Origin of the sequence: Prosthecobacter sp. (genome assembly GCF_029946185.1) — a bacterium.
Taxonomy (GTDB): Bacteria; Verrucomicrobiota; Verrucomicrobiia; order Verrucomicrobiales; family Verrucomicrobiaceae; genus Prosthecobacter.
Genome location: NZ_JAQSEA010000155.1, coordinates 20,630 through 36,915, shown reverse-complemented (window position 1 = coordinate 36,915; position 16,286 = coordinate 20,630). Strand labels below are relative to the sequence as shown.

The 16,286-nt window shown below is 59.1% G+C and carries 15 protein-coding genes; 3 read left to right on the top strand and 12 right to left on the bottom strand.

Annotated elements, in window-relative coordinates; translation table 11 throughout:
* The 9 genes from PSV43_RS13565 to PSV43_RS13525 form a co-directional block, all read right to left on the bottom strand.
* Positions 1–854: fumarylacetoacetate hydrolase family protein (locus PSV43_RS13565; RefSeq protein WP_300198016.1), on the bottom strand; the 854-nt coding region annotated here is incomplete at its 3' end.
* 34 nt (positions 855–888) lie between these two features.
* Complete coding sequence (locus PSV43_RS13560; RefSeq protein WP_300198013.1) at positions 889–1,677, bottom strand: SDR family NAD(P)-dependent oxidoreductase; 789 nt, start codon at positions 1,675–1,677, stop codon at positions 889–891.
* Positions 1,678–1,780: 103 nt separating this feature from the next.
* Positions 1,781–2,551: a ThuA domain-containing protein gene (locus PSV43_RS13555; protein ID WP_300198010.1), complete on the bottom strand. Its 771-nt coding sequence runs from the start codon at positions 2,549–2,551 to the stop codon at positions 1,781–1,783.
* 15 nt (positions 2,552–2,566) lie between these two features.
* Positions 2,567–3,325 carry a hypothetical protein gene (locus tag PSV43_RS13550; protein ID WP_300198007.1) on the bottom strand — a complete coding sequence of 253 codons (759 nt, stop codon included), beginning with the start codon at positions 3,323–3,325 and terminating at the stop codon, positions 2,567–2,569.
* Between the two features lie 10 nt (positions 3,326–3,335).
* Positions 3,336–4,811 carry a hypothetical protein gene (locus PSV43_RS13545; RefSeq protein WP_300198003.1) on the bottom strand — a complete coding sequence of 492 codons (1,476 nt, stop codon included), beginning with the start codon at positions 4,809–4,811 and terminating at the stop codon, positions 3,336–3,338.
* 6 nt (positions 4,812–4,817) lie between these two features.
* Positions 4,818–5,582, bottom strand: a complete 765-nt coding sequence (locus PSV43_RS13540; RefSeq protein WP_300198000.1) for a ThuA domain-containing protein — start codon at positions 5,580–5,582, stop codon at positions 4,818–4,820.
* The gene (locus tag PSV43_RS13535) at positions 5,579–6,988 is read right to left on the bottom strand and encodes a hypothetical protein (RefSeq protein ID WP_300197997.1); all 1,410 of its coding nucleotides are present in this window, start codon (positions 6,986–6,988) and stop codon (positions 5,579–5,581) included. The genes PSV43_RS13540 and PSV43_RS13535 overlap by 4 nt, the downstream gene beginning before the upstream one ends.
* Before the next feature lie 110 nt (positions 6,989–7,098).
* Positions 7,099–8,664 carry a hypothetical protein gene (locus PSV43_RS13530; RefSeq protein WP_300197994.1) on the bottom strand — a complete coding sequence of 522 codons (1,566 nt, stop codon included), beginning with the start codon at positions 8,662–8,664 and terminating at the stop codon, positions 7,099–7,101.
* A gap of 6 nt (positions 8,665–8,670) precedes the next feature.
* Entirely contained in the window at positions 8,671–10,014 is a 1,344-nt protein-coding gene (locus tag PSV43_RS13525; RefSeq protein ID WP_300197992.1) for a Gfo/Idh/MocA family oxidoreductase, read from the bottom strand.
* Between the two features lie 137 nt (positions 10,015–10,151).
* Here PSV43_RS13525 and PSV43_RS13520 point away from each other — a divergent pair, with 137 nt between their 5' ends.
* Positions 10,152–10,601, top strand: coding sequence for a CBS domain-containing protein (locus PSV43_RS13520; RefSeq protein WP_300197990.1), 450 nt, complete (start codon positions 10,152–10,154; stop codon positions 10,599–10,601).
* Positions 10,602–10,622: 21 nt separating this feature from the next.
* Here PSV43_RS13520 and PSV43_RS13515 read toward each other — a convergent pair whose 3' ends face one another.
* On the bottom strand, positions 10,623–11,546 hold the full coding sequence (locus PSV43_RS13515) for a ThuA domain-containing protein (protein WP_300197988.1): 924 nt from the start codon (positions 11,544–11,546) through the stop codon (positions 10,623–10,625).
* A gap of 129 nt (positions 11,547–11,675) precedes the next feature.
* Between PSV43_RS13515 and PSV43_RS13510 the strand changes: the two genes are divergently transcribed.
* Positions 11,676–12,695 (top strand): potassium channel protein, encoded by a 1,020-nt coding sequence (locus PSV43_RS13510; protein ID WP_300197986.1) that lies wholly within the window; start codon positions 11,676–11,678, stop codon positions 12,693–12,695.
* A gap of 53 nt (positions 12,696–12,748) precedes the next feature.
* A complete protein-coding gene (locus PSV43_RS13505) occupies positions 12,749–14,776 on the top strand; it encodes an FAD-dependent oxidoreductase (RefSeq protein ID WP_300197984.1) in 2,028 nt (675 codons plus the stop codon).
* Here PSV43_RS13505 and PSV43_RS13500 read toward each other — a convergent pair.
* On the bottom strand, positions 14,754–15,674 hold the full coding sequence (locus PSV43_RS13500) for a YndJ family transporter (RefSeq protein WP_300197982.1): 921 nt from the start codon (positions 15,672–15,674) through the stop codon (positions 14,754–14,756). The two genes, PSV43_RS13505 and PSV43_RS13500, sit on opposite strands and share 23 nt — an antisense overlap.
* Positions 15,671–16,258: a DUF1990 domain-containing protein gene (locus PSV43_RS13495; RefSeq protein ID WP_300197980.1), complete on the bottom strand. Its 588-nt coding sequence runs from the start codon at positions 16,256–16,258 to the stop codon at positions 15,671–15,673. The genes PSV43_RS13500 and PSV43_RS13495 overlap by 4 nt, the downstream gene beginning before the upstream one ends.
* Positions 16,259–16,286 lie beyond the last annotated feature (28 nt).

Below are 16,286 nucleotides of genomic sequence, written 5' to 3'. Positions count from 1 at the left end.
GCGTACGCAACTGCGGTCTGACCTTGCTCGCCGAGGCCTTCGACGCCGAGTTCGATGACATCGCCGGGCTTCATGAAGAGAGGATCGGGTTTGAAGCCGAGGCCGACGCCGGGAGGCGTGCCTGTGGTGATGATGTCTCCGGGCAGGAGGCTCATGAACTGGCTCAGGTAGCTCACCAGCGTTTTCACGCCGAAGATCATCTGCGCGGTGCTGCTGTTCTGAATGGTCTTGCCGTTCAGCTTGAGCCAGAGCTTCAAATTCTGCGGATCAGGGATCTCATCGCTGGTGGCGAGGAAGGGGCCGATGGGGGCGAAGGTGTCGCAGCTCTTGCCTTTGACCCACTGACCACCGCGCTCAAGCTGCCATTCGCGTTCGCTGTAGTCGTTGTGCACGCAGTAGCCGGCCACATGGCTCAGCGCGTCTTCTTCGGAGACATAGCTGGCTTTTTTGCCAATGACGAAGGCGAGTTCAACCTCCCAGTCGGTCTTTTTGGAATTGCGGGGGATGACCACGTTGTCGAAGGGGCCAACAATGGCGCTGGTGGCTTTGAAGAAAACGATGGGCTCTGCCGGGATGGGCATGCCGCTTTCTTTGGCGTGGTCGCTGTAGTTCAGACCGATGCAGATGATCTTGCTCGGACGTGCGATGCAGGGGCCGAGGCGTGTGTCTGCTGACACCGTCGGTGCAGTGGCCGCGTTGGTTTTGGCCCAAGCGGCGAGACGTTCCAAGCCATCGCCACCGAAGAATTTTTCATCGTAGTCGCTGCCAAAGGCGCTCGCATCAATGCGGCTGCCATCTTCGAGTTGCAGGCCGGGTTTCTCTTCTCCAGGATTTCCAAAGCGGATCAGTTTCATGGTCGGTTGTTCTTAGTTTTAGGTTTTTAATTCGTTAGTTATTCTCGTCGCCTTCGTGATTGGTGTAGCGGCCGATGAGCGGATACTGCTCCAGCTCGGCCACGGTGCCCGTGACGGGGAAGCTTTCGCGGCCGACCCAATAAACGGACGCCGCAGCGATGTCTTCCGGCATCAACAAACGTCCCATGGGAATAGCGTAAGCGGGCAGACGATCTGGCCAGCCTTCGCCGAGTCCATCGCCAAGTTTCACCTGGTATTCGTTTTCCGTCAGCGTCCAGCCCACGTTGAGCTGATTCACGCGCACGCGGTCGGTGCCGAGTGCATCGGCCAGATTGCGCGTCATCGTCATCAGCGCGCCCTTGGACATCGAATAGGCCAGCAAATTTGCCTGACCGCAGTGTGCGAGCACTGAGCCGATATTCAGCACGACACCCCGGTTCTTCTTCAATTCAGGCAGCAAGGCTCGGATCAAGAGCATCGGCGCGCGCGCATTCACGGCGATGATGCGGTCAAACATGGCCGCATCTGTCTCGTCGATTTTTGCGCGATTGGTCAGCGCTGCGTTGTTCACCAAAGCATCCACTTTGCCAAAGGCAGCAATCGCATCCGCCGCCAGCTTGGCCGGATAGGCGGCATCCGCGAGATCTCCCTGGCAGAAGGCCGCCTTGTCCGTGCCGAGTTCTTTGCACAATGCCGCGCCGCGTGCCGCGTCACGGCCATGCAGGATGACTTGGGCGCCTTCGGCGACGAAGCGCCGCGCCATGAATTCGCCGATACCGGTGGTGCTGCCGGTGATGAGGATGACCTGGTCTTGAAGTCGCATGTTCGTCGGGGTGGTTTGAGGGATTGACTTTCTATGGCGAGCGCGTGGCGATGCTCAAGGCTGCAACACCAATTTATGTTTCATCTTGGGTCTGAAAGGCCCCTTATTTCCCCAGCGCCCACTCAATACCATTCAGCAAAAAGCGCCGGAAGGCGGGCAGCTTGAAGTCATCCCAATGTCCCATCGAAGTGTAAAAGATGCGGGACTTCTTCTCACCATACAAATGCGTCCACGCGACGGGTTCCGTCTCCGCGCCTGGCAGAGTTCCCATGAGCAGCGGTGTGGTCCCGGCTTGCAGCGGCGTGTTTTTGTACAGGCCGCCATGTCCGATGAGTTCGGCAATGGTGACTCCTTTCAGGATGGGATGCGACACCGCCCCCGGCACCACGGTGATGGTGGCGGCGTCTTTACCATAGTGGCCGGTGTAGTTGCCGCCCAGCACCTCTGGGTCAAACGCCTGCCACTTCGTCAGCCCCGCCTTCGGCTCGGGCTCCTTCGGGCGCAGGGCAAAGCAATGGCTCGCAGTGCGAATGCCCACCAGCGGCTTCCCTGCGGCCAGATGGGCACGCACAGCATTCATCACCGCCGTCGTTGGCGTGCGACGCCGCACGCTGATGAAAAGCAGATCCGCATCACTCATCGCCTCCACGAATCCTGGGAACTGGTTCTTGTCCGACACGTCCGCTTGAATGACGGTGACGCGATACGGTGCGGCCTTCAATTCTTTACCTGCGAACTCCGGCAGGGTCTCCCAGGTGTGATACTCCTCCTCGCCAATCATGATGACGACATGCGGCGCTTCGGCGGCTTGCATCTGACATCCGAAGACGACAGCAAAGAGAGTCAGAGTGCGTAAAAAGAAGGATCGGTTCATAAGGTCTGGGACTGCTTAAGGTTTCGGTGCTGTTTGAAGTGTCGCCTTGGCTGCTGCCCAGCCAGCATTTGGCAGAGCCTCCCACACACGCAGATGACGGAAACTGGCCTCGGTGCTGGCCCCCAGCATGAGGCTGTGTTTGGGCAAGCCGAGAAGCGGATTGCTCAAGGTGGTGCTCTTGCCGTCGAGCGTGCCCACCACCTCATCACCTTTGATCTCCAGCACCACGGTGTGCCATTCGTTGAGTTTGACCGGGGTCGAGACGCGGCTCGTCGTTCCTTTGTCCCGCTGCTTGGTCGCGGGATTGATGCGGTCGGCATCATAGGGGATCAAAAACAAGCCGCCTGGGCCGATGCTGAGCGCGATCACATAGTCCTTCACATCCGTCGCCTTTACAAACAGCGAGCGATACTTGCGCCCCTCGTCAGGCACATCGTTCAGCCGCACCTCGCACTGGATGATGGCATCGGTGAATTGAAACCCAAATGATGCTGTTGCTGGATGATTAGCAGCCGGGCTTTCCACTCCGGTAAAACAACCCTCCGCCAGCTTCCACTGTCCGGACTTTCCTCCGACCGGACCCGCATTGTAGCGCCAGCCAGTAAAGCCGCTCGCAAAGCCCACCGGCTTGCCCGTGACCGGAGCAAGTGGAGGCATGAAATCTTCGCTGACCAGCAGTTTGCCGCGAGTGGTCATGAGCGTCTGCGGCAGTTCATCAGCAGCAAAAGCACCGCAAGTCCATGCGATGATTAAGAGGGTGAGAGATGCTTTCATCGAGATGTAATCAGTTAAGATCGCGCAGCACTTCCAGTGCCTTCGTCTCGAAGATCTTCTGCCATTCAGGCGCGACCAGCGTGTCGCAGTCTTCCTGCGCGTAGCCGGGATTGAGGCGCTGCTCCACGGTGGGGGTGTACCAGATGTAGCCATTGGTGTAGCCAGAGACGAAAGCGCGGGCATCATTCGCAGCCTTCTTGATGTTCAAGCCCACCTGCACTGTGACCTCCCCCGGGAAGGTCACCAGTTTAAAGTCGCCGATGCGCAGGCCGCAGACCTCTGCATCCAGCGTGGCCTTGCCTGCCTCCTGCGTTTGCTTCAGGTGCATCTTCAGCAGAGCCATGTTCGCATTCAGCCGCGTGAGGCGCTCCATGATCTCGATGTTGGCGAGATAACTTTCCACCAGCACCCGGTTGTCAGCATCGAGCTGTGAGATGGCCTTCCGATCAAGAGCCTGATCATGCAAATAGCTCTGGGAGTAGTGCGAGGGCGTGTCCGGCCAGAGCTTGTGCTGGAGCAGCAGCGGCAGGAAGCTTTTGAAATTGATGTTCGTGGGCTTGAGCACTGCCAGCAGCTTCTTCTGCTCTGCTTCGATGTTGCTGATGCGTGCGGTATAATCCGCAGCGCGTGGCACGGCGATGGTGGCATTGCTCACTTTGAGCACGCCATCGCCTTTCGTTTCGATTTGCCGCGCAGCGGCCAGAACAGTCGCGCCGAGCATGGCACCAAGTGGCTCGGCATCCGCAGTGCGTGTGATTTCTTTGTAGCGGACAGGATTGATGTCGCCCCCGCAGCCCTGCACGAAGAACGCCATGGCTCCGGTGGCGTCTTCGATCACCTTTGAGGCAAAGCCCGGATAGTCCGCTGAGCATCCTTTGCTCGGCGGGTTCATGATCGGATGACAGGCGAACTGATACAGCACGGCCAAGGGGGTGCCATCCGCGCGATCCAGCCGCAGCACACCGACCTGCGGATCAATCGGACCCACGCTCGCGACCGCCTCATCGGGAGGCATCGAGTACGCACGGCGCATGTCCACCGTGCTGCCGTCCTTCATCTTGAGCCGGCGGTTTTCGCTGATGCGTGTCTCCGAGTCCACCCCGCTGCCGGCCTTCACCGGCACGAGATTCTTCATGGCATCCTTCACCGCCTGAATGACCAGGGGCTCCAGATCGCCACGCACGATGCCATGGCAGTGGCTGGCATTGACCACGACATTCGGCGCGGGAATGCCCAGCTCCTGCAAACCAGTACGCACCACCGCCATGAAGCCATTGCCGATGCGACCGATGCCGCCCACCGCCACCGCATCCAGCGTAATCAGCACCACCGTGGTGTCGCCATTTTTAAGCACCAACGCCTTGGCAAAACACGGGTCATTCACGGGACCCGTACGGTCAGTGATGTCCACTTTGGCGACACCCGCTAGCATTTCAGCCCCGGCGGTGGCCACGCATGCGAACAAGAGGCAACAGAGTATTTTCATGGTGATTTATTTCTGCAAGGTCCATGCCACGGCATTGAGCAGCAGCCGCTGTACATCTGCGCTGCGCATGTCCTCGGGCGCGCCGAGGCTGGTGTAAAAGATGCGCGCTTTGCCGACACCATACGTGCGCGTCCACGCAACCGGCTGCGGTGGCGTGGTGCTGCCTGCTTGCCCCGTGCCGATCAGAATTGGGGTCGCATCTGCGGCCAGCGGCAGCACCTTGTAGAGCGACTGATGGCCGTGGATTTTCGCAACGTTCACTCCATCAAGAATCGGCGTCTTGATTCCATGCGGCACGCTGACGATGTATGGCAGGCCCTTCGTTTCATAGCCGGTGTTCTCGCCGCCAAGGACTTCATGCGTGAATTCCGGCCACGGAGACAGACTTGCATCGATGACCTCGTTGGGCTTGGGAAGGAAAGCATGGTTCGCCGTGCGGATGCCGAGCAGCGGCTTGCCGGCAGCGAGGTGCGCACGGATGGCCGCCATTTGCGCCTGCGGCGGAAAGCGGCGGCGGGAAAAGAGCACAAGCAGATCCGCATCCTTCAACGCCTCAGTGAGTCCCGCAAAATGATGCATCTGCGGCTTGTCGCCCTCGATGAGCGTGACGCGATGCCCCAGCGGCCGGAGCTCCTTCTCCGCAAACTCACGCATCGTCCTTGGCGCTTCATAGTTGTTGGGATCTTCGACCATCATGATGACGATGTTCGCAGCAGGCGCAGGGCTGATGAGCACGGCGAATAGAGACAGGGTGAGAAAGAACGATTTCATTGCAGTGAAGAAAACAGTTCCTCCAATCCCGCGACGATCTTCGTTGAAGCATCGACCTCGAGGCAGGCTGACCGCGCACGCCACGTTTCATACCCCCCAAGCTTATGCTGCTCCGGCGTGGGCAGATAGCCGTGGTAGGCATTGGCTAGGGACACGGTGAAGGTCTGTGGATGGCGCTTTTTCATTCCGAGGCCGATCTCCACGAAAACCTCGGCGGGAATGGCCGAGACACGCAGGTCTCCGATCTTGAGCACCTGCAGCGGCGCGGAGACTTCTTTGGGGAAATCAGCCAACAGCACCGTCTCACGCGCATACACCTGCTCCGATGTTTCCATGCGCGGAAAGAGCTTGGACTGCTTCGTCACCGCGCGTGCTTTTTCCACTTCTTCCGACGTCGGAATGCGCAGGCCCAGTGTGACTTCCTTCTGCGCGACTCCGAGCGGCACCCAGTCGTGATACGTCACCGCTTTGCACGCACCCGCGACCGCCTGCGCCACATCATTCGCCACGATCTTGATTCGGCCATAGGGTGGTTCTTTGGCCTGCCCGCCACGGAAGTTGATGTTGTTGATATCGCCGCTCGTGCCGTTCGACATGATGCCCACGAACGGCGTGTCCTGCCGGTCCGCGCCAAGCAGTTCGCCAATGCGGCTGGCAAAGACCCCATAGTAGTCCGCCGAGATATGGCCGGGACCGACACCGCCGACGTAATGCAGCGAGTAGTTTGCATAGAGTGCGATGGGTTTTCCCTCTGCGGATTGCACGCTGATGAAGCTCACCTGAGGATCGGTGGGGCCGGCAGGTTCAATGAGGTTGGGATTGTTGATGCCAGGGTTCATCTTCACCTGATCAGTCGTGACACCGTGTGGCGAGGGAGGGATGGTGCCGGGCTTCATCTTCCAGCGACGATTGAACACATGCTGCGGCACATCGACTGTTCCCCACGCGATTTTGGCGGGAGCGAGATTGTTCAACGCACGACGAATGCCATCGGCGATGCGCTTCGCGATAAACCGCTGATACATCGGGTTCGGCTCGCTCTGGCCCACGGCCTGCGCAGTACCGCACGAATGCGAATGCGTGGCGGACATGAGCATGTTCTCCAGCGGCAGACCGGTGGCCTCATGTACCATTTTTTTAGCCTCATCAAAAATGCCGCGCCCAATGACGCAACTGTCAGCCACGACCATCACCAGCTGCGTTTTTCCGTCATCGAGCGCGAGGCAGCGGGCATGCAGCTCATCGTGAATGAACACTGCCTTGCCATCCTGAAAGCCGCCATTGATCGAGCTGCCGAGCTCCGGCGTGATGTTACTCGTCGCGGCTCCGGCTTGGAAAACACGAGCGGGATCAGCGGAAAACGTGGTCGAGGAAAGAATGCAAAGGAAGCAGAGAAGTAGTCGCATTCTCCCCATACGGCCACCGAATGAAATTTAATCGGCCAACTCCGTGGCCCACCCGATGTTACGGCCGGAAGTACCAGCATGCGTTTCATTCATATCAGGTGACTCGGTCATCACCTGTCAGGCTTTACATACAGGGCGCTGAAGCGGATGTCCGTATTGCGCCGGCCTTCAAACGTCACGCGGACACGAATACGTTCAGGCAAATCACCGGCGGCTTCCTGCCACAGCACCGGCGTTTGGAACCCGCTCTGTCGAATGGTGCTGGTGTAGCCCGGCAGCGGCGTCTCGTTGGCGCCGAGCAGTTCGATCTTCAAGGTAGCGTCAGACCCGAGGCCATCAGCGTTGAGAAAGAACTGCTGCGCGCCCTGGATGGGAATGGCGGCGGTGGTGAACTCGCTGGCGATTTCCCGTAATTGGTAGTTCCCTGGGCCTTTGCCGGCCGTCTGGACCACGAGATCGCCAAAGCGATCACGCGGCAGTTTGACGATGCCAACGCCGCCACGTGGAGGTGCCTTCTTCCAATGGCGCGGGTCCCACGCGCCATAATAGATGAAGGTTTCGTCGCCGATATTTTCGAAGCCCTGCCCTTGCAACAAGCCTCCCTGATCCCAGGCGCCGTCGTCCCCGCGTTTGAGAAAAGTCCACTCATGCGCTGGTTCACGAAAATTCAGGCCATCGTTGCTGATCACAAAGCCGAGGTCGATGGAGATGTCCCGCCACTCTTTCGCGCCATGCCATAGGCCCACCACGCCGAGCAGCAGATTACGCCGATTCCACACGCTGATGCCCTCATGCGTCTGCTCACCTTCGAGACTCCGCCCCGCTCCCAGCACTTGATGCTGCGGCTCCCGCACAAAGCCGATGCTTTGCGTCGGCAGCCAGTGCACGAAATCAGGCGAACGGTACATGCGTGTCACACGGCCCTGATACGGACGCGTGGCATTCATCGCATTCTGCCCGCAGGCGTAAAACATGCCGTCCCACTGATACAGGCCGCCACTGGGTTCAAAGTGAATGCCCGGCAGCAGCAGATCCTCGATCTTGAGCTCGGCTTTCACGGACTTCACCTCCTTGACCGGCTTCCAGGTATAACCATCTGCGCTCACAAACGGCAGCAGCGTCCCCAGCCGCGATTGATACCGGAAATAGACATGCGCTGTCATTTTATAGCGCCGGGAGGGATCAGGGTCCGCCACGTCCTTGAGTACCTTGATGTTCACAAATCCCCACGGTCCCCCGCCCATGGGCAGCAAGTTGTTATCCGTGTTTCCCTTGTATTTGACGAGCCCCAGGTTCGGCTTCGTCCAGTTCAATCCATCCGTGCTCTCTGCATAGGCCGCGCGCCAGCGCGATGAAGCCACCTTGTTTTCAGTGTCGTCATCAAAGGCGACATACCACAGGCGGAACTTGCCTTTCTCCTTAATAATGGAGCCATAGAACTGGACTCCTTGTGCATCGGGTGTGCCTGGAGCACCGCGCGGCAGGACCGGATTGGCGGGATGCCGTGTGGGCGGGCGCATCTCCAGCCGAAGATTTTGCGAGTAGGGGATCGAGACGCTGTCGAAAGCAAACACGGTCGTTGCCGCCGTCTCGTCAAAGTAATCCATCGCGCGTGAAGTCAGCGCACCGCCCATCAGCACCAGGCTGACGATGCTGATGGACGTGAGCTGATTCATGGTGGTTTAGCCGTCGATGTTCCAGCCGTCGCGGTACTCCTTCTTCATGAAGGCGTTTGCTTCGGGTGTGTCGGGGCTGGTGCCGGTTTTGCCGTCGTATTGGATCTTCTTGCCGGTGCGATAGGCAACGAGGCCGAGGAGCATCATTTCGATCATGTTGGCGCTGTAGCCAAAGTTGCACGCGGTGGGCTTGCTCGGATCACGGCAGGCGTCAAACCACTGCTTCTGGAAGTGGCCGAGGTCTGGCAGCATGTCTTCCTTCTTGCGTGGCTTGTAGTAGCTCATATCGGCGTCGTTGCCGTAGGGCAGGATGAGACGTGAATCGAAGTCTGCGATGAGGAAACCCTTCGTGCCTTTGAACATGGCGCCATGCCCGATTTTGTTCAGGTCGATGGAGTTCTTCGGCGAGCTCGGCATCGCGCCGCCCTGATACCAGGCCACGGAGATGGGGCCGCGCCAGTCGTTTGCGGGGAGTTCAAAGTGCGACTCGCATTTCACGGGTGTGACGTCGGAGTTGTAGGCGTCGCCCTTGGCTTCGGCGGAGGTCGGCAGGCCACCGTCCACGGCGTTCCAGAGCAGGTCCATCGTGTGGCTGCCCATGTCGCCGATCTGTCCGGCACCGAAGTCCCAAAACATGTTCCAGGAGAGGCAGTTTGCACCTGCTCCACCGGCGAAGTAGGCTGGGTTGTATGGATGGTATGGCGAAGGGCCAAGCCACAGATCGTAGTGAAAACTGGAGGGTGGTGCGCCTTCCTCGGGGAAGTAGCCGGGCTTTGGAATCTGGCGATTGCCCCATGCGTAGGCAGATTTCAGTTCACCGATGGCGCCATCGCGGATGAGTTCGCGAACGCGGTTGAAATTCGGGTTCGCATGGCGCTGCATGCCGACCTGCGTGGCCAGCTTGTCCTTCTTCGTTTCCCATGTGGAACGCACGATGCGCGCTTCATCGACGGTGATGGCCAGCGGCTTCTCACAATAGACATGCAAATTGCGCTTCAGAGCCCAGTTGGCGATGAACGCATGGGTGTGATCCGGCGTGCAAATGACGACGGCATCAAGACCTTTGTGATCGAGACACTTGCGCCAGTCGATGTACGTCGTGGCATTGGGGAAACGCTTCAGCGCATCGGGGAAACGCGCCTCGTTGATGTCACACAGCGCGACGACATTTTCCTCTGAGATGGAGTCGTAATGCGCGAGGCCGCGACCCCACACGCCGATGAGGGCGACGTTAAGTTTGTTGCTGGCGGCGTTCTGGCCGAACAGCGGGCGGGTGATCATGCTCCCGGCGACGAGACCGGCAGCACCGACGAAGCGGCGACGTGAGAGAGGCGTGGATGGATTGCTCATGGCACCGCATGAAACGACGTACAAAGTCCTTCTCAAGCATCAAGGTTGGCCGATTCCTGCTTTTCCCCCGGCCAGAAGCGCCGGGAAAACGAAGCTTGCTTATCCGAAGCGCATTTCAGAAAATACCCAAGAACACCATGGAAATTCCTACCGCCGCCAAAACCCTGTTGGAGCACAAGGGCCGGGACATCTGGACCATCCCGCCCACAGCCACCGTCTTTCAGGCCATTCAAATGATGGCCGAGAAAAACATCGGCGCCCTGCCGGTGATGGACAGGACCAAGCTGGTCGGGATCATCTCGGAGCGCGACTACATGAGCAAGGTGGCGCTCAAGGGTAAATCCTCCAAGGACACACCCGTCAGCGACATCATGGCGCGGGACTTGGTGACCGTAGGCCCTGATCAAAGCATCTCAAGCTGCATGGAGATCATCACGGAGCATCGCATCCGCCATCTGCCGGTGGTGGATGGCGAGGAACTGCTCGGCATCGTTTCGATTGGCGATCTGGTGAAATGGATCATCGCCACGCAGCGCATGACCATTGAGCAATTGAATGCGTACATCTCAGGCGGCTACTCCGCCTGAGCATATCACACCTCTGTCAGCTTACTTCGCCTTCGGCGCGGGCTTTGGCTTCTCGGGAAGTCCTTGGCCGGGCTTGAGATCAAGATTGGCCTTCATGTCTTCTTCCGTCACTGCGGAGGCAACGCCACCCTCGGGAATCTTGCCCTTCGCGGTCCAGAGGATAGCGTTCAGCACCAGCTTGCGCTGTTCATTGTTGGCCCAGCCTTGATGATAATGGCCCCCGGTGAAGCCGAAGCCACGGCCACCGTCCGCGCGCTCGCAGGCCCAGGCGACATGCTGTTTTTCCTTATTCTTCACGGATTCACGCACGGCTGGATTGCCGCTGTGCGCACCATCCGGGCGGCTCATGGTGGATTCCGGAGCCACATCGCTCAGGATTGGGGTCACGCCTTGCATGCTCGGGCGGAAGCGCATGAAGAAGTACCATTCGTCATTCGTGGCGAAAGGTTTCACTCCAGTGCTGATCGGGTGTGCTGGCAGTTCTTTGAAGTTGGCATCCCAGTGCGGGTTCACGCTCCAGTTGATCTCAAAGCAGCCGCCCATCCAGTCGATGAACTCCTTGCCACCCTTCTCAATCGTAGGCTCTACCGCGTAATGCAGCGTCAGGAAGCCGCAGCCACGCTTCATTTCCTTGTCGAGCTGGGCAAGGTGGTCGCCCTGCAAGGCAGGATGTCCGCCGCCCCCGTCTGAATAGATCACCACGGTATCCGCTGCAGCCAGCTCCTCCTGGGAAGGCCACTCGCCATTCAGGTGAAATTTGACGTCCACCTGATCCGCCGCGCCCTGCTCCAAGCACTTTTTCAAGAGCTGGATGCCCGCATTGTGTTCATGCTGCGCCGGACCATGCGAAGGCTTCCCCGCGATCATGACGATGGATTTTTTGTCCGCCGAAAACGCGGAGCCGAGGAGTGAAAAGGCAAAGAGGGCGGTGAGCAGATACTTCATAGAGTGGGTGGAGAACGTGGCAAGCAAACGCCCTGAGCGCACGCGTCATTTCACCGAGCACGAGCAATCTTCGACAACTGTCCGGCTTCTGGCACGCCTTCCGCTAGCTATTGCCTTCCGCCCGATCCGATGCCGATTTCCAAGAACCGCCCGCAGAACAATGTTCTCTATGCCTTAGCCTTCGTCGGCCTGGTGATGACGGTTTTCACCATCGGCTACCGGGTGGCAGGCTGGTCATGGAGCGATGCTTTCTACATGGTGGTCATCACCGCTTTCAGCGTCGGCTATGGGGAGGTGGTGCCCATCACCGATCCCTGGCTGCGAACGTGGACGGTGATGCTGATTCTCTTTGGCTGCACCGGCATTATTTTCGTCACTGGTACCCTGGTGCAGTGGCTGACGGAGGCACAGATTCAACGAGCACTGGGAGGCAAACGCATGGAAAACGAAATCGAAAAACTGACAAACCACGCCATCATCTGCGGCTACGGTCGCATTGGCCGCATGATCGCCACCCAATTGCAGGCAGGCGGCATCCCCTTCGTCATCGTCGATCAGGCGACTGACCGCGTGGCAGAGGTGCGGGATGCGGGCTTTCTCACCCTGCAAGGCGAGGCCACGGACGAAGCGGTGCTGAAGATGGCGGGCATCAGCCGTGCACGCGTGCTGGCCACAGTACTGCCCAATGACGCGGCCAATGTCTTCATCACCCTCAGCGCGCGCAACATGAACCCCGCGATCCAAATCATCGCACGCGGTGAAGTTCCCTCCACCGAGCGCAAGTTGCTGCAGGCGGGTGCAAACCGTGTGGTGCTGCCCGCTCACATTGGCGCAGACCGCATCGCCCACCTGATCCTGCACCCGAACACGCGCGACCTGATCGGCGGCAAGACGAAGGCCAGCATCGACTTTGACCACCATCTCACCGAACTCGGCCTCGACATGGAGGAAATCGAAATCGGTGCAGACTCGCCCTGGCTCCACAAGCGCATCTCAGACGTCGAGACCGGGACCGCCGGCCGCCTGCTGCCCGTGGCGATTTTGCGCAAAGAAGGGGTCACAGATTTGAATCCCAGCCCCACAGCGATGCTCATGCCGGGGGATGCCTTGGTGGTGATGAAACGTGTCTTGCGGCGCTCAACGAGCTAGGCACAGCATTATTCGGTCAAGCTGGCTCGCTGCCTGCGTCTGCACTGCAGACTATGCCCAAACAACCCGACCGTATTTTCAAAGTAGCCATCATCGGCGGAGGGTTTGCTGGAGTGTACTGCGCACGCAAGCTGCTCAAGCTCACCGAGAGCGTGGCCGGCATGACGGTGGGCATCATCGCCAGTGAAAACCACATGGTCTTTCAGCCGATGCTGCCGGAAGTCGCGGGTGGGTCGCTCTCCCCACAGCACGTGGTGAATCCCATCCGCATGATCTGCCGCGGAGCCGAGGTGCTCAAGGGAGAGGTCACGCACATCGACCTCGAGAACCGCATCATCACGCTGAACGGGGGCATGTTCACACCGCAGGTCACGGTGGGCTTTGAGCACATCATGCTGGCCCCCGGTGCCGGGGTGGACCTCAGCCGCATTCCTGGCATGGGCGAGCATGCGTACCTCATGCGCACCGTGGGCGATGCTATGAAGCTGCGCGCCGCCATCATCAGCCGCCTTGAGGAGGCCAATCTCATCACCAATCCCAAACTGCGCAAAGAGCTGCTCTCCTTCGTCATCGTTGGTGGTGGTTACTCAGGCGTGGAAACGGCCGGGCAGATCCAGGATTTGATCGTCGGAGCGCGCCGTTTCTATGAGAACATCGAACCCCATGAGCCGAGCGTCACGCTGATCCACAGCGGGGACCGTTTGCTTGGCATGCTGAGCGACAGCCTCGGCACCTACACGGGCAAATGCCTCACCGAGATGGGCGTGAAGATCATCTTCAAAAGCCGCGTGCGTGCCGTCACCGCCCGCACCGTGCAGCTGGGGGATGGAGTCTCTCTTTCCGCCACGCTCGTGGTGTGCACCGTCGGCAATGCACCGCATCCGCAAATCACCGCGCTGGGTGCCAACGGCGGGCTCCCGGTGGAGCGTGGCAAGGTCGTCGTGGAATCCAGCGGGCAGGTCAAAGGGCTCACCAATGTGTGGTCCGCCGGGGACTGCGCTGTCTTCCCCAAGGCGGACGGCGGCACCTGCCCTGAGACTGCGCAGTTCGCCATGCGCCAGGGGGCGCTGGTGGCGAAGAATATCGCGGCCAGTTTCGCAGGGCTCCCCTTGAAGCCGTTTCACTTCACCGGCCTCGGCGAGCTCGCCACCATCGGCCATCGCAAGGCCGTCGCGCAGGTGTTTGGCATGCGCTTCTCCGGCATCATTGCCTGGTTCATGTGGCGCAGCATCTACCTCATGAAACTCCCCGGCTTTGACCGCAAGCTACGCGTCATGGCGGAGTGGAGTTTTGAGCTGTTCTTTCCGCGCGACATCAATCTGCTCACGCCTAGCTTCTCCTCGCCGCTCGGCGAGATGCACCTTGAGCCCGGGGATTCGCTGTTTCATGCGGGCGAGCCTGCACAGTCCCTCTATGCCGTCAAAAAAGGCAATGTGAACATCACCGATGACAAAGGCCAGCTAGTCAAAGCCGCCGGCCCCGGTGAGCACTTCGGTGAACGCGCTCTCCTGGGTGATGGCATCTGGCGTTTTGATGCCCAGGCCACCGAATCGAGCGAACTCGTGGCCATTGATGGAGGGACCTTCAAGACGCTAGCGAAAAGCATCGGCTCGCTGGATGCCCTGTTCCGAGGTACCGCGCAGCAGTATCACCTGCCCGAAGAAATCCAGAACACGGTGAACATGATTCCGGAGGCCACGCGCCAGGCCTGTGCCGCCGACGTGATGACACGAAACATTGCTTTCCTAGACGCCAACGTCACCGTGCAGGATGCCGTGGCCGAGTTTCAGGCGCACCCACACAGCACCTATCCCGTCACTGCGAACGGTTGCGTCGTCGGCCTGCTGCGTCGCTCGGTCGCTTATGAATGGCTCAAAAACCACGGCCTCACCTGCGTGGATCAGTTGCAGGCACTGCCGCTGACCAAACCGTTCTGCATCACCGCAGACACCCCCGTGCCCGTGCTTGTCGGCACGCTGATGCGAAGTGGCGTTAGCAAGGCGGTGGTCGTTGATGAACAGAAAAAACTGCTCGGCATGATCACCTTGTTCGATTTGCTCAAGGGTGCTCAGCCTGCTTAGAGGCACCACGCCACGCCAGAATCCCGCACAGCCCGAAACCAATCGCATTCAGTGTCCCGTGGATCATCCACATCTGTGGCATCGTCAGTGCGTAGTTTGGGATCAAATATCGCAGGCCAAAGCTGAGCGCCAGAAGCATCGCAATGAAGAGCGATGCGCCTGAAATCAAGAAGCCGAAGCGTGTCCAATTCGGATGCTTTTTTTCCAAGCCTCTCCGCATTTGTGACAGAGCGACGCCGAGCGCACCCATGACCAAAATCGTTACGCCAAATGGTTCTACGAACTTCAGCACCCCAAAGTGAGTGCAGGTGATTCCCACGGCCACCAGCGGCACGCCGAGCAGGATCGCGACACACGAAAATCGGGTCCAGCATCCTGGTTTCGCCTTCGCATTCAGCCCCGCCATCAGCGGCAGTGTGAATCCCGCATGATGGAAATGTGCCGCCGTGAGCAGCACGATGAGCGGATCGAAGCCCCAGGGCGTCCAGTTGGCACGATTTGCCACCAGCCATGCAGCACCGATGGCGGGGAAAACGCGCGCAGACAAAAGCGCCAATTCCGCAGAATTATCCAGCGTCTTTTTTCTGCAATTTCCGAGCGCTTCAAGTGCTGCCGCCGAACGAATCAGCAACCAAGGGATGATATAAACGACCGTATTTGCGATGAAGCTGACGGCAATCAAAAGAGCACATCCAAGTTCCACTCGGGGCCACCATGTTTGTTGCGATTCGCAATCCAACAAACGTCTCGATAATGGCATCAGGAGACATGCTGAAAGCAGCAATAACATCACGACCCAATAGCTGTCTGAAGGCAGTGATTTGAGCGCCCATAACTGCGCGACCCATGCCAGCGCTGCAACCAGCCACTCGTATTTGAACTTGTCCTCAGCCTTCACGGAATGGCCATCCTCCGCTGTGAATCCCGCACAAAACGGCACTGCCACCAACGCGCCAATGGGAAGCCGAGCCACGCCATCCAATGACGTGGATGTGAGAATGCACGTATAACATACCACACGCTGCCATCGGTCCTGCGCTCAATCACAAACTGCTCCTCACCGCATTCGGCGTGTTCAGGCAGGGTTCCATACACAAATCCATGAGTAGTCGCTGAATCGCAGCGACGCAGAATCCGGCAGGGGTTCACCCACCACAGGCCGCAGATGCGCGTCACCATCGCCACAATCTGCCCCACCTGCTGACCCTTGACTTCTAATCGACTGACCTCCGCCCAGGTCGGAAACATGCCCCACGCATCCAAGGCCCCGCAGGCCTTCAGATACACCTCCTCACCACTGCCCAGCCTCACCGCATGCTCGTCAGCGATGAATCCATCCGCCAGTGGCGGCGTGTAGCTCAGAGGTTCATCCCTCCATGACTTCAGCAATTCGCGCAGTCGCTCGGGCTCTGGTGATTTCAAACTAAGCATCGTGGGCAGCACGCTGCCATGGCCTGTCGGTTCAACGAAACGGAAAAGCATAAAAAGTGGGACCTCCCGTTTTCACAGC